This window comes from Terribacillus aidingensis, from assembly GCF_040703035.1.
Lineage (GTDB): Bacteria > Bacillota > Bacilli > Bacillales > Amphibacillaceae > Terribacillus.
The window spans coordinates 3,481,923-3,495,353 of record NZ_CP159996.1; the positions used below are offsets into that span (position 1 = coordinate 3,481,923).

Here is a 13,431-nt window from a genome sequence, read left to right on the forward strand (position 1 = left end):
TTTTACAAAAGCAGGTGTACAGAATTGCGATTTCGCATCATTTTTATGATCAGTCTACTGATCATAACACTAGTTGCATTGTACATATTTGTCCCCTTCCGGCATATACTCGCCTGTAAAGATTTGCAAAGTGAGCGTCTCCTGGCTTATTTACCGGTCGAGGATGAAGCGCATGTGAGTATCCGATACACCCATTCCATCCATCGTTCAGATGTGACGGAAGAGTACACAATCAAGCAAACAAGATTATATCCTTTTCAGCTTGTCTACGAAGATACTGCAGTCGGCATGCCAGCAAATGCCAAGCCAGGTGAAACATTCGAGATGAAAGGTGGAAAATATTATATCCGGAATATGAAGGGCTATCAGGATGCTCTTAACCTGACAATCGGAGAAGTGGTGGCAAATCACCAGCTGGTCTATCAGAAGCACAGCTATTCTCTCCAAGACAATATCGGACCAGGTGTCTCCATTAAAATCCAAGCAGAATACACAAATTTATGGGAGCTATGGAAAGGAGAACTGCTTGAATGAACGATAAAGCTACGAACATTGACGTATTATCGGAACAAGAACAACAGCAGCTGATTGAGAAATACGATACCGAATCAAATTTCAGAAAGCTCACAGGAATCATGGCTACTGTCGTCTTTTTCTTATTGCTCGCGTTTTCCTTGTACCAGTTATATACCGCTACATATGGAAATGTACCGACTCAGATTCATCGATCCGTCCACTTAGGATTCGGGCTTGTGTTGATTTATCTGTTATTCCCGGCAAAACGTAAAAGCAAGGATAAACGGATTGCCTGGTATGATTATCTGTTAGCTGCACTTGGATTTTATGTAGGTGCTTATTGGCCGGTCATGTATGACAACATCATTGCCCAAGGCGGGCAGATGACTACACTGGATTTCGTTACAGGAGGAATAGCGGTCCTGCTCGTTCTGGAAGCGACAAGACGTACTGTCGGGCTGCCTATCATCATCATCGCCATCCTCTTCATGGCATATGCTTACTGGGGCAGGCAGCTTCCTGATTTCATCGTCCACCCAGGAGTAGATATAGATACACTCGTCAACTCCCTATTCTTCACAACAGAGGGCATGCTCGGTACGCCGATCGGTGTATCGGCAACGTATATTTTCCTCTTTCTTTTATTCGGTGCATTCCTGGTAAAGACTGGCGTAGGGCAGTATTTCAATGATCTAGCATTACTTGTAGCCGGAAGGAGAATTGGAGGCCCGGCGAAGGTTGCGATATTCTCCAGTGCACTGCAAGGTACGGTAAGCGGGAGCTCGGTAGCAAACGTTGTAACATCGGGATCTTTTACCATTCCAATGATGAAGAGACTTGGTTATTCCAAGAACTTCGCAGGTGCCGTCGAAGCTTCTTCTTCTACAGGAGGTCAAATCATGCCGCCTGTAATGGGGGCCGCAGCCTTCTTGATGGTCGAATTTATCGGTGTGAGTTATTGGACGATTGCCAAAGCGGCAATCATACCGGCTATCCTTTATTTTGCCGGCATCTGGATCATGACGCATTTTGAGGCGAAGCGAACTGGATTGAGAGGCCTCAAAAAAGAAGAACTTCCAAACAAAAAGGAAGTTTTAAGCAAACTATATTTGCTGCTTCCCATAATCGCTATGGTGTTTTATCTGAGCTCGGGTCTCAGCATCATGCGAGCAGCACTGTATGGGATCGTTACATGTGTGCTTGTCGCGTTAATCAGAAAAGAAGTCTACCGTCATCTGTACCCAATCGTATTCGGGGTTGTACTAGTTGCTTATTTGATTTACAGCGGTGTAACCGGTAGCATGTCCATTCAAAATGGTTTGATCATCGCAGCCATTGCAACTATCGTTGTCAGCTATTTCTTCGACCGTAACTTCATGGAGACAATTGAAGCATTAGTGGACGGTGCAAGAACTGCCCTCGGTGTAATTGCAGCGACTGCAGCAGCCGGGATCATCGTTGCAGTCGTTACAAAAACAGGACTTGGTCTGAGCCTTGCGAACAGCTTGGTCGGTCTTGCAAATGAACAGCTATTTTGGACGTTGTTCTTTACGATGATCGCATCCCTCATTCTTGGTATGGGTGCGCCGACGACAGCCAACTACATTATTACATCGACGATTGCTGCACCAGCAATCATCCTGCTTGGAGTCAGTGATCTGCAAGCGCATATGTTTGTTTTCTATTTCGGTATCATGGCTGATATTACACCACCGGTTGCTTTGGCAGCTTTTGCAGCAGCAGGTATGTCTGGAGGACGGCCGATTGCCACCGGGGTCATATCGACAAAACTGGCCATTGCCGCTTTCGTCATTCCGTATATGTTCGTCTTTGCCCCGGAACTGCTGCTGGTTGGCACAAGCAATTATCTAGAGGTTGCTTGGATATTCCTGACTGCTTTTCTTGGCATGATAGTCATTGGTGCCGGAATGATCGGTTATTGGTTCCGAAGATTGTATTGGCCAGAGCGTCTAGTAGCGTTGGCTGCCGGCTTAGCCTTGATCTACCCGGGAGTCTGGACCAGTATTGCTGGTTTAGTTGTTTTCGCTGCTCTAATCGCAATCCAGTACATGTATAAAAGATCTGAAATGAATCAGCCGGTTGCAAGCTGAATTAGAAGCTGCCCTTTCATGAGGGTGGCTTTTTTTCGTTACGTTATTCGGATATAGGTCTGATACAATGTCCTGGAGGTGGAGTGACATGGTTAAAGAACTAATTGATAATGACTGGCAAGATATTCTGCAGGGTGAATTTGAGAAAGACTATTATAAGGAACTGCGAAGCTTTTTAAAAAAAGCATATGAGGAACGGACGATTTATCCGGATATGCACCATATTTACGAAGCATTGCAAGTAACTTCATTTGCCGATACAAAGGTTGTCATCTTAGGACAAGATCCCTATCATGGCCCTAATCAGGCACATGGTCTTAGTTTTTCGGTACAGCCCGAGGTAGCTATCCCGAGATCACTGGTCAACATCTACAAGGAGCTGGCAGATGATATTGGCTGTCCGATTCCGACACATGGGTATTTGAAGCGCTGGGCTGAACAAGGCGTGCTGCTTTTGAACACCGCTTTGACAGTAGAAGCTCACCAGGCAGCATCGCACCGCGGTAAAGGGTGGGAGCACTTCACAGACCGAGTCATTGAGTCATTGAATGAGAAGCAGGATCCTGTTGTCTTCATTCTTTGGGGGAAACATGCCCAAGAAAAGCAGAAGCTGATTGATACGGAGAAGCACTATACACTTACATCGGTTCATCCAAGTCCGCTATCAGCAAGACGTGGTTTCTTTGGCAGCAAGCCATTTTCCAAGACAAACGAGATATTAGAAAATAATGGATTGAAGCCAATTGACTGGTGTATTCCAGACCTGTGAACAAAATGTAGAATCGGTATAAAGTACGTTCCCCTCTGCCTATTGTCTATGGTAAAATAGCGGGGATGCACAGTATCGATTCTATATTTTTGTGGAGGTAGGAAGACTTTGAAACATCTTTTGAAAGCATCGATGATCGGTTTGCTCGCGATGCTGATTACGTTTAACACTTTTCTAGCGAAGCCACTAGACACTCAAGCTGCGGAAGGCTTGGATATTAAAGCGGAATCCGCAATTCTAATAGACGCCAACTCTGGTGAAATATTATATGCGAAGCAGGCAGATCTCACTTTACCTCCAGCAAGTATGACGAAGATGATGTCGGAATATCTCATCTTGGATGCTATTGCAGCAGGAGATATTTCTTGGGATACGACAACACAAGTGAGCGATTATGCGTACAGTATTTCCTCTAATACAGACTTTTCCGGTACAGGACTTACGCAGAACAAGGATTATACAGTTCGCGACCTTTATAACGCGATGGCTATTAACTCCGATAATGCCGCAACAATAGTACTTGCAGAGCTTGTCGGCGGCAGTGAGACGGAATTCGTCAAGATGATGAATGAAAAAGCGAAAGACATTGGTATGAAGGACTATAAATTTGTTAATTCATCCGGTCTTTCTAACTCTGACTTAGGTGATAACCGACCAGAGGGAACAAATGTGAACGATGAAAACCTAATGACTGCAAAGTCCACTGGTATTCTGGCTTATAACTTGATCAAGGATCACCCAGAAGCACTTGAGGTTTCCAGCGTTACACAAACAGATTTTGACGGTAAACAAATCACGAACTGGAACTGGATGCTTCCAAACATGCCTGGCTACTTGGAAGCTTACGGCTATGAAGGCATGGATGGTTTGAAAACAGGTCATACAGACGTAGCAGGCTACTGCTTCACAGGTACGGCTGAACGTGATGGACAGCGATATATAACTGTTGTCATGAAGTCTGCCAGTGAGGAAGCACGCTTCCAGGAAACTGCAAAGCTGCTTGATTACGGCTTCAATCAATTCGAACAAGCTGAACTTTATAAAGCAGGAACAGAAATCAAAGACCATGCTTCTGTACCAGTTGCAAAAGGTAAAGAAGATAGTGTAGCCATTTCAACAAAAGATGCTGTTACTACTTCTGTGAAGAATGGCGAAGAAGATAAATATCATTTGGAATATAAAGTCGATAAGGACAAGCTGAATGCAGATGGCGAATTGGTCGCTCCAGTAAAAAAAGGCGACAAAGTCGGAACTGCGACACTTGTCTATGACGGCGATGACCAAGGCAATATCAACGGCGGCTCCTATACTGTTGACGTTGTAGCATCTGAAGATGTAGAGAAATCAAACTGGTTCATGCTCTCCCTAGGCGCAATCGGTGATTTCTTCGCAGGAATCTTCACTAGCGTTGCTGACACAGTTAAAGGCTGGTTTTAATTAAGAAAAGCGGAAAAGAACGCTTAGAAACGGAGGAATAGGTGAGAAAGCCCGTAATGAGGTGCATTTCCTCATGCAGGGATTAATCGCCTATACCGCAGTTTCTGTTCTTTGCAGCTAGACATAGCAAAAAAGCGGAAGAAGAAAAAGCGGAAAAGACTGAGTCTTTTCCGCTTTTCTCGTATAAAATCCTATTAGGATGTAGAAGCTAGAGCTGGAATTGCATATCATACTTGCATAATTACCTGGAATTAGCTATTCTGTAGGAAGAATAACAACAACGTGATGATAGGAACTAGTAACTTACAGCATGCTTTAAGAGAGTCGATGGCTGGTGAAAATCGATGCAGAGCTGTAAGTGAATCCATCCTGGAATGGTATGGAAACATACCCGGTACAAACCGTTACCTTGTCGAGCCGGAAGACTTATTTGTCTTCAACCAGGGTGGTATCGCGGGTGAAACATCTCGTCCCTTCTTTATAGGGATGAGATGTTTTTTTGTTTAAGAAAAAAGGAGGAAGCACATATGCTGGATTTGAAATTTTTACGTTCAAACTTTGAAGAAGTGAAACAGAAGCTGAAAAATATGGGTGAAGATCTGACTGTCTTAGATAAATTCGGAGATTTGGATGATCGCCGCCGGAAGCTGATCAATGACACAGAGGAACTAAAAGCAAAACGTAATGAGGTATCCAAGCAGATTGCTGTTCTTAAAAAAGAGAAGCAGGATGCCGATGCCCAAATCAAAGAGATGCGCGATGTTGGCGATCAAATCAAAGCATTTGATGAGGAGCTCCGGAGCGTGGAGAATGAGCTGGATATGCTATTATTGTCTATCCCAAATCTTGCGCATGAGAGCGTGCCTGTAGGCGACTCTGAGGACGATAATGTAGAAGCACGTAAATGGGGAGAAGTGCAGCAGAAGGACTTTGAGGAAAAAGCGCACTGGGATCTTGCGGCTGATTTAGGAATTCTGGATTTTGAACGTGCTGCGAAGGTAACAGGAAGCCGTTTTGTATTCTACACAGGTTTAGGTGCCCGTCTGGAGCGAGCTTTGATCAATTTTATGATGGACCTTCACGCTGATGAACATGGTTATCAGGAAATGCTGCCTCCTTATATGGTGAACAGAGCAAGCATGACAGGAACAGGTCAGCTGCCAAAGTTTGAAGAGGATGCTTTCAAGGTAGAAGGCTGGGATTACTTCCTCGTTCCTACAGCTGAGGTACCTGTAACGAACTATTACCGAGAAGAAATATTGAAAGGGGAACAGCTTCCGCAAAAATTCACTGCATTCAGCGCTTCCTTCCGTTCTGAAGCAGGATCTGCCGGCCGTGATACACGCGGTTTGATTCGTCAGCATCAATTTAACAAAGTTGAGCTTGTTCAATTTGTTAAGCCAGAAGAATCTTATAATGTGCTGGAAGAAATCACAGGCCATGCAGAGAAAGTCTTGCAGCTTCTTGGTCTTCCGCACCGAGTGGTTACATTATGTACGGGAGATCTTGGTTTCTCTTCTGCAAAAACGTATGATATCGAGGTGTGGCTGCCTAGCGGTGGTACGTATCGCGAGATTTCCTCTGTATCAAACTTCGAGGACTTCCAAGCGCGTCGTGCTGGCATCCGTTTCAAACGAGATGACAAGAGCAAGCCAGAATTCGTTCATACATTGAATGGATCAGGTTTGGCATTAGGCCGAACGGTTGCTGCTATCCTGGAGAATTACCAGCAGGCTGATGGATCCGTGAAGATTCCAGAAGTGTTGGTACCTTATATGGGTGGTAAAACAGAAATCCGCTAAAAGCGGCAGCCTTGACACCAAACTTAAAAATATGGTGAGATAGCTTTTGGAGACAAAAGCATGGAGGGGTACCCAAGTCCGGCTGAAGGGATCGGTCTCGAAAACCGACAGGGGCTTAACGGCTCGCGGGGGTTCGAATCCCCCCTCCTCCGCCATTTTTTCATATTTTGTTGACATATTGGTATCCTATATGATATATTAGTCCTTGTCTTACGGAGGAATACCCAAGTTTGGCTGAAGGGATCGGTCTTGAAAACCGACAGGGGCTTAACGGCTCGCGGGGGTTCGAATCCCTCTTCCTCCGCCATATATTTTACAAACGCATAAAATTGGAGATATATAAAATCGTTACGTTCATCGTAACGATTTTTTTTATATATTGACTTCTATTATGAAGCATCGGATAATACTACAAACTTGTTTCACGTGGAACGGAGGCATTTATGAAGAAAATAGCATTTGTAGGCGCAGGCGCAATGGCTGAAGCGCTTGTTAAAGGATTGATCACAGTAGAGCTGCTCCCAGCGGAAGATATATGGCTGACGAATCATGCTAATGAGGAGAGATTGCACGAATTGCACACAGCGTACGGTGTAACGGTTACGCGTGATCAGACAGATCTCTTGAAAGATGCTGATGTCATTATGCTATCAATGAAACCGAAAGATGCGGAGGCTGCATTATCGTCTTTAAAAGCAGCAAAGCTTGAGCCAGGACAAGTTATTGTATCTATATTGGCAGGAATTCACACATCTTTCTTGGAAAGCTATCTCCCGTTCAATCAGCCGGTAGTTCGCGCTATGCCTAATACCTCTGCTACAATTCTCGAGGCTGCTACAGCTATCGCTGCAGGAGTTCATGCAGGTAGTGAGGAAATGAAGAATGTAAGCAGGCTGTTCAAGACTGTTGGAGAAGTTGTAGAGGTAGCAGAAGAGGATATGGATGCTGTCACAGCCATTTCTGGCAGCGGTCCGGCTTATCTATATTACATGATGGAGGCTTTGGAGGAAGCAAGCTCTCAAGTCGGTCTTGATGAGAATGTTGGCAAACAACTATTGATCCAGACCTTCAAAGGGGCTGCGAAGATGCTTGAGCAGTCTGATTTAACCCCAGCTCAGCTGCGTGCGAACATTACTAGTGCTGGTGGTACGACCGCAGCAGGTATTAGCGTATTAGAAGAGCAAGGCGTCAAAATCGCCATTCAAGCATGCATAAAAGCAGCAGCCGACCGATCGAAGGAAATGGGACAAGCATTCAATAAATAAAAAATCCGCCTTTGAAGGCGGATTTTTTTATTTGGAAGGCTGATGGGATGTCCATTTACGGGAGTGCTGGATAAAGTGTCCGACTTTCTCCAGAATCGGTTCAATGGACGTATTTGGATTCAGTAAATCATAGTCTGCTATATTCACTCGCAATACCGGACAAGCATTGAAATCATTGATCCATTTATCGTAGCGATGGAACATCTCTTCCCAATAGCTGATCGGTGTTTGCTGTTCCATTTCCCGACCGCGCTGCTTGATACGGCTGATGATATGATCGAAGGATCCCTCCAAGTAAATCAGCAAGTCTGGATGAGGGAAGTAAGGTGTCATCACCATCGCATCAAAGAGGGAACGGTATGTTTCATAGTCGACCTTGGACATATTTCCTTCTTCATACGCCATCCGAGCAAAAATACCAGTATCTTCATAGATGGAACGATCTTGTATAAAGCCGCCGCCATATTCGAAAATTCTTTTTTGCTCTTTGAAGCGTTCAGCTAGAAAGTAGACTTGAAGGTGGAAGCTCCAGCGTTCAAAGTCAGCATAATATTTATCCAAGTAGGGATTTCCATCCACTTTCTCAAAGCTCGTCCGAAACTGTAACGCATCTGCCAAGGCTTGTGTCATTGTCGATTTTCCGACACCTACAGTACCTGCAATGGTGATTACACTGTCTGCAGGTATATGGTATTTCTCTCTAAGGTTCATGATGATGTTACTCCTTTATCCAAGTGAGAGGAGATCCTGTCACAAATATACTTCCAATCCTGCTCGTTCTTCACAAAATCCAACTCATCCCCGCTTAATCGAAGCACAGGTATGTCTGGGTTTTCTTGTTCAAAACGATCCATGAAGGTTTGGTAATCAGCAGATAGCTGCTTTAAGTAGTCCGGCTGGATATGCTGTTCTTCTTTTCGGTCACGCATTTCGATCCGTTCAAGCAATGTTTCCAAGCTGGCATCCAAATAGATGACCATATTAGGCAGCGCGATATCCTCTGTAAGAATAGAGAAAATCTTGCTGTATTTATCAAACTCCGGTGCAGCAAGTGTACGCTGGGCAAAAATCATATTCTTTGCGATATGATAATCTGCGACCACCGGTTGATTCTGTGAAAGATAGTCCTTGCGAATATCATTCAGCTGTTTGTAACGGTTCGTTAAAAAGAACATTTCCAGCTGAAAGCTCCATTCCTCGATATTCTCATAAAATTTGCCTAGGAACGGGTTTTCTTCTACAATCTCCTTCAGCAGTTCATACTGAAAGTGTTCTGCGATTCTTTTAGCCAATGATGTCTTTCCGACACCGATTGGACCTTCCACTGCAATAAATGGCAGCTCGTGCATGATGTATCCTCCAAACTCAAACGTTGTATGGCAAATAAATATAGTTTACCATAGAAGGGCTATTGCTTCGATACAGTGAAGGAAGAAACTAGTGGAAAATGCGACAGACTTTGCAAGCTTTCCCGATTCAGTTATAATATAGTATGTCGTGGCTCCGTAGCTCAGGGGATAGAGCATCGGTTTCCTAAACCGTGTGTCGCAAGTTCGAATCTTGCCGGGGCCGTCTGTATACCACTATGTAGCGGTTTAAGCTGTTTCTCTCTCGCGTTAGCTAAACCGAAGGGATACGGTTTCATACCGTCCTCATATTACCGAACATTAACGTCATTTTACGTTCCTTATCCGTATTGGAATAAGTTACGAAAGGTGGCGTTTTTGTTTTGCCCTCAAACAGTCGCAAAGGTAAACCCATTGTTACTACTCGTAAGGCACGAGAAATTAGTGACTACATTCCTTTGCAATCAACAATAGAAGAAGCATTCAAAAGCTTTCTATCGCTAAAGAAAAGCCTTGGCGTTCGGAATCGAACTGTTTCTGACTATCATCATTTGATGGATTACTTCGTCTCATGGCTAAATGTAAGTCATCCGGAAATAGGAATGATAGATGAGATTAGTACAGCAATTATCCGAGAGTACCTTCTTTACTTACGAGAGGAAAGGTATAACGACCGTACAAAGAGTGTAGGGTTATCGCCATTCACTATAAACGTGCGGATACGCTTCTTGAAGACGTTCTTCAATGCGTTATACAAGGTAGAAATCATTAATAAGAACCCGGCTAGGAACATTCAGCTTATGAAGGTCGATGAAGACGGGCTAGAACCTCTCACAGATGAAGAAGTCAACAAGCTTATAAGCGTTCCGGATGAACGGTATTATGCCCAGTTTAGGGACTTAGTAATGATGTATCTCATGTTGGATACTGGTATGCGGATAAACGAAGTATGCGAACTTGAAAATCATGATATTGACTTCAAGACGAGGGCTATAATCTTGCCCGCTGCTAAGAACAAGAATCGTAAGCCAAGAATCCTCCCACTTTCAAATCAAGTAGTAAAGCTACTTTTGGAGTTGGTGGCAGAAAACAAAGCTAACTTTGATACGGAGTATGTCTTCGTTTCGAATATAGGTACACGGTACAACCCTAATTCTTTTCGGAAGAGGTTGAACAACTACAAAGACATAGCAGGTATAACGAAGCGGGTTTCACCCCATGTATTTCGTCATATGTTTTGTAGGAACTACATTCTGAATGGTGGCGATATATTCACGTTACAAAGGATTGTAGGACATGCAGACATATCTACAACACGTAAGTACATCCAACTACTTAACTAGAACCAATAACTAGAACCATATAACAATAACCAATAACAAGAGGGAAGGGGATTACACCCCTTCCTTTTACCATATTAGCGAATTAAATGAGGTTGTTTACAATACAAGAGGATTAACATCGCAATGATAATATTCCATTTGATATAATTGGTAAAAAATGAAGGAAGAGTTAAAATGAACAATCAAACCATTGAGATTTTATCTGCAGTTAAGACTGGATTGATGGATGCTTATATTAGGTTTATAGATGAAGCCGTTTATTGGGATATTGTTTCAGATGAAGATTATCGTACAGCAAGAAGAATCATTAGAACTTTATGCGAGAAAGTGGGCATGGAAGTACCTAATTTTGTAGAGGAAAGCCTTACAGTAGAGGAGTTTTGTAGATACTTAAGTCAAGAGAGTTATGGAGGGTACGGTGATAATGCGTTAGAAATTACAGCTTTGTTTAACAAGCTAATTTCCTATCTGGACGATAATATGTATGAGGTTCAGATTATTAAGGTTGAAAGTGATATCCCGAAAGAATTGAAGTTCGATAGTATTATAGATGACTTAATGAATTGTGAAACAAGAATAGACGTTGGTGATTATTCTGGGGCAATTACTTCAGCGCGTTCAATGGTTGAGGGAGTATGTAAGGAGATATTAATAAAATGTGGTGTTAAGGAGATTAGCTACAACAGTGTACCTAGTTTATTTGATAAAGTGAGAAAGGTTTTGAACTTAGACCCAAGTGATGAAAGCTTAGATAAGCCTTTGAAGCAGATTATCAGTGGGTTAAACAAGACCGTAGGGGGACTAAATGAGATTAGAAACAAGGTTGGGGACGGGCATGCGGGTAGAAGAAGACCTACTCTTCATCATGCAGTACTAGCGGTAAACGCTGCAAAAACAATTACAAATTTTCTGTTCCATACTTTGGAGTATCAAAAAGAAAAAGGTACCATCGCTATAGTAAGTGAGGAGAGATAAGATGACAGTAGATAAAGATTTATTGTATTTAAAAGATGCACTAAGTAATAAAACACTTAAGAAACTCAGTAAAATTCCAAAGAAGTGTTATAAGTACGCACTGGTAGCAGTTTTTCTTAATATCATTAACAGAAAGCACGTTACTAGAGGTCAAGCAACGAATCTAAAGATAGTAGACGGTATACGAAATTACCCAAAGCTTTATAGCCAATCTAATTTGGATAACATTAGTGATACAGTAGTTGAGACACTAAAAGCAACAGGATTCTATAACGCCGATAAAGAAGAGACTATTGATACTACTTTCCAATTATTTAGAGATATGGTTGATACTATTTCTAAGGAAAGTGCTTTCTTGATAAGAGTTGGGGCGTTAAGCGAACTCATTGATATAGAGTACTTACGACGCTTTAATAACAGTCCAAATCTCCAACCCCATCATTTAATTGATATTAGTCTAATGAATGGAATTACGCCAACCTTTCCTGAGTTTTTTCCATATTCGGATTTAGTTAACATGTGGAATATATACCTTGATAAGAAGGAGGAGTATAAGCAGAAAATAGCAAGTGGTAATATTCCAATAACACAACGGACTAGTAAACCAGAAGTCAGGAGAATCGTCTATGAGATAGAAGCATTACTTAGGATGCTGCACATTACGTCAGTTACTTTTGTGGAATCCTACCTATACTACATATTCTACAATTTAAAGGAAAGTAAGTACCAGACAGAAGATAAAAAGGTTGAGAAACTTCTAGGGTTTAGGAAAGTAGAAGATGAAGAAATACTTAAGAATATTATAAGAAGAGAGTTTATCCGGGATAATCAAGGAGAATTCAATGATTTAGTTAAAAAATATCATGATTTTAATCAAAAAAGAAATCGTTTTATACACGTTTCAGCCTTTCCGGACGAAAAGGATGCTTCTGAGTTAATGCACTTGTACACTACTGGTTATCATTACATCATCGAAGGCGTAAAAGATTGTATTGACTTAGTAAATACAATAGATACTAGATTGCCTACCAAATTGAAGGTATTACATTGGTGGAAATCAGTAAAACATCCAGACTTTGATAAAGAAGAAAAAGGCAATATGGTCGGTTCTGGTAATGTTATTTTAGGTAGAAAATTTTAGGATGTAAAGGAGAGAATACAGTGTCAAAAAACAAGGACTTTATTTACTGCATGATTATTATGACGCTTCTTTTAATAGGGGTATTTACCTTTTTCTATGGAGGAAGAGATGACATTGTTTCTCACATGGGATTCGGAGGTACAGTAGTTTCCATACTTTTAGCAGTTGTAGCAATCATATATTCATTTTATCAAAGTAGCACTTATGAGAATGCAAATGCAAAGTTAGATGCATCAGCAAGTCAAATTCAAGAAGCAGCTAATAATGTTTCCGTAGTTAAAGAAATACAACCTATGCTTAATGAATTTAAAGAAGAGGTAAGAGTATTAAAAGAGGGAATTTCCAACGTTAAAGAGATTACTGGTAGGGTAGATACTGGAATAATTGCATTGAAAGACGATATTTCAAAAAGTTTGATTTCAAACAGCAAAAGTGAAGATAAAAATCATAGTAGTAAACAAGTCCACGAAAGTTTCTTTCTGGATTTTCTCACTATATCAAGTCCGATACACACAATAACTACTCTAATTTGTTACAAGAGTTACATAAATAGATAAAAAGTGGATATTAAGAAAAGTATCATGTTTTCATATGAAACGGAACATACGGGCGAAAATAGCAAACTGATATCGGAAGGTCTAGCAGAAGAGTTTAGGTTACCAACTTTTGTTTCTATCACACTTCTTAATCAATTAGGGTTTCTATCTTTCGAGGAAAGTGATAGTA

Annotated in this window: 12 protein-coding genes, 3 tRNA genes, 1 pseudogene and 1 other annotated feature; of the genes and pseudogenes, 14 read left to right on the forward strand and 2 right to left on the reverse strand. The window is 41.9% G+C overall.

Annotated elements, in window-relative coordinates:
- Positions 1 to 24 precede the first annotated feature (24 nt).
- The 8 genes from ABXS78_RS17895 (at position 25) to proC (ending at position 7,900) form a co-directional block, all read left to right on the forward strand.
- On the forward strand, positions 25 to 534 hold the full coding sequence (locus ABXS78_RS17895; protein WP_366248370.1) for a DUF1850 domain-containing protein: 510 nt from the start codon (positions 25 to 27) through the stop codon (positions 532 to 534).
- The gene (locus tag ABXS78_RS17900) at positions 531 to 2,627 is read left to right on the forward strand and encodes a TRAP transporter permease (RefSeq protein WP_366248371.1); all 2,097 of its coding nucleotides are present in this window, start codon (positions 531 to 533) and stop codon (positions 2,625 to 2,627) included. Before ABXS78_RS17895 ends, ABXS78_RS17900 begins: the two co-directional genes overlap by 4 nt.
- Positions 2,628 to 2,715: 88 nt before the next feature.
- Positions 2,716 to 3,396 carry a uracil-DNA glycosylase gene (locus ABXS78_RS17905; protein ID WP_366248372.1) on the forward strand — a complete coding sequence of 227 codons (681 nt, stop codon included), beginning with the start codon at positions 2,716 to 2,718 and terminating at the stop codon, positions 3,394 to 3,396.
- Positions 3,397 to 3,504: 108 nt separating this feature from the next.
- A complete protein-coding gene (locus ABXS78_RS17910) occupies positions 3,505 to 4,833 on the forward strand; it encodes a serine hydrolase (RefSeq protein ID WP_366248373.1) in 1,329 nt (442 codons plus the stop codon).
- Between the two features lie 276 nt (positions 4,834 to 5,109).
- Positions 5,110 to 5,311: a binding site (T-box leader), on the forward strand.
- Positions 5,312 to 5,360: 49 nt separating this feature from the next.
- Positions 5,361 to 6,635 carry a serine--tRNA ligase gene (gene serS / locus ABXS78_RS17915; protein ID WP_366248374.1) on the forward strand — a complete coding sequence of 425 codons (1,275 nt, stop codon included), beginning with the start codon at positions 5,361 to 5,363 and terminating at the stop codon, positions 6,633 to 6,635.
- A gap of 62 nt (positions 6,636 to 6,697) precedes the next feature.
- Positions 6,698 to 6,790, forward strand: a tRNA-Ser gene (locus tag ABXS78_RS17920).
- Positions 6,791 to 6,849: 59 nt separating this feature from the next.
- Positions 6,850 to 6,942 (forward strand) — tRNA-Ser (locus tag ABXS78_RS17925).
- A 136-nt stretch (positions 6,943 to 7,078) separates the two neighbouring features.
- On the forward strand, positions 7,079 to 7,900 hold the full coding sequence (proC, locus tag ABXS78_RS17930; RefSeq protein ID WP_366248375.1) for a pyrroline-5-carboxylate reductase: 822 nt from the start codon (positions 7,079 to 7,081) through the stop codon (positions 7,898 to 7,900).
- 27 nt (positions 7,901 to 7,927) lie between these two features.
- Here the strand turns inward: proC and ABXS78_RS17935 are convergent, their stop codons facing one another.
- On the reverse strand, positions 7,928 to 8,611 hold the full coding sequence (locus ABXS78_RS17935; protein ID WP_095222122.1) for a deoxynucleoside kinase: 684 nt from the start codon (positions 8,609 to 8,611) through the stop codon (positions 7,928 to 7,930).
- Positions 8,608 to 9,249, reverse strand: a complete 642-nt coding sequence (locus ABXS78_RS17940) for a deoxynucleoside kinase (protein ID WP_366248376.1) — start codon at positions 9,247 to 9,249, stop codon at positions 8,608 to 8,610. The genes ABXS78_RS17935 and ABXS78_RS17940 overlap by 4 nt, the downstream gene beginning before the upstream one ends.
- A gap of 150 nt (positions 9,250 to 9,399) precedes the next feature.
- On the opposite strand from ABXS78_RS17940, the gene ABXS78_RS17945 reads away from it, so the two are divergent.
- From ABXS78_RS17945 to ABXS78_RS17970, 6 genes and pseudogenes are all read left to right on the forward strand, one after another.
- Positions 9,400 to 9,472: transfer RNA gene (locus tag ABXS78_RS17945), tRNA-Arg, on the forward strand.
- Positions 9,473 to 9,704: 232 nt separating this feature from the next.
- A pseudogene (locus ABXS78_RS17950) lies at positions 9,705 to 10,019 on the forward strand (phage integrase SAM-like domain-containing protein); the annotation flags it as partial.
- A 27-nt stretch (positions 10,020 to 10,046) separates the two neighbouring features.
- Positions 10,047 to 10,589: a site-specific integrase gene (locus tag ABXS78_RS17955; protein WP_366249982.1), complete on the forward strand. Its 543-nt coding sequence runs from the start codon at positions 10,047 to 10,049 to the stop codon at positions 10,587 to 10,589.
- A gap of 174 nt (positions 10,590 to 10,763) precedes the next feature.
- The gene (locus ABXS78_RS17960) at positions 10,764 to 11,564 is read left to right on the forward strand and encodes an abortive infection family protein (RefSeq protein ID WP_366248377.1); all 801 of its coding nucleotides are present in this window, start codon (positions 10,764 to 10,766) and stop codon (positions 11,562 to 11,564) included.
- A gap of 1 nt (position 11,565) precedes the next feature.
- The gene (locus tag ABXS78_RS17965; protein ID WP_366248378.1) at positions 11,566 to 12,705 is read left to right on the forward strand and encodes a hypothetical protein; all 1,140 of its coding nucleotides are present in this window, start codon (positions 11,566 to 11,568) and stop codon (positions 12,703 to 12,705) included.
- 20 nt (positions 12,706 to 12,725) lie between these two features.
- Positions 12,726 to 13,262, forward strand: coding sequence for a hypothetical protein (locus ABXS78_RS17970; RefSeq protein WP_366248379.1), 537 nt, complete (start codon positions 12,726 to 12,728; stop codon positions 13,260 to 13,262).
- Positions 13,263 to 13,431 lie beyond the last annotated feature (169 nt).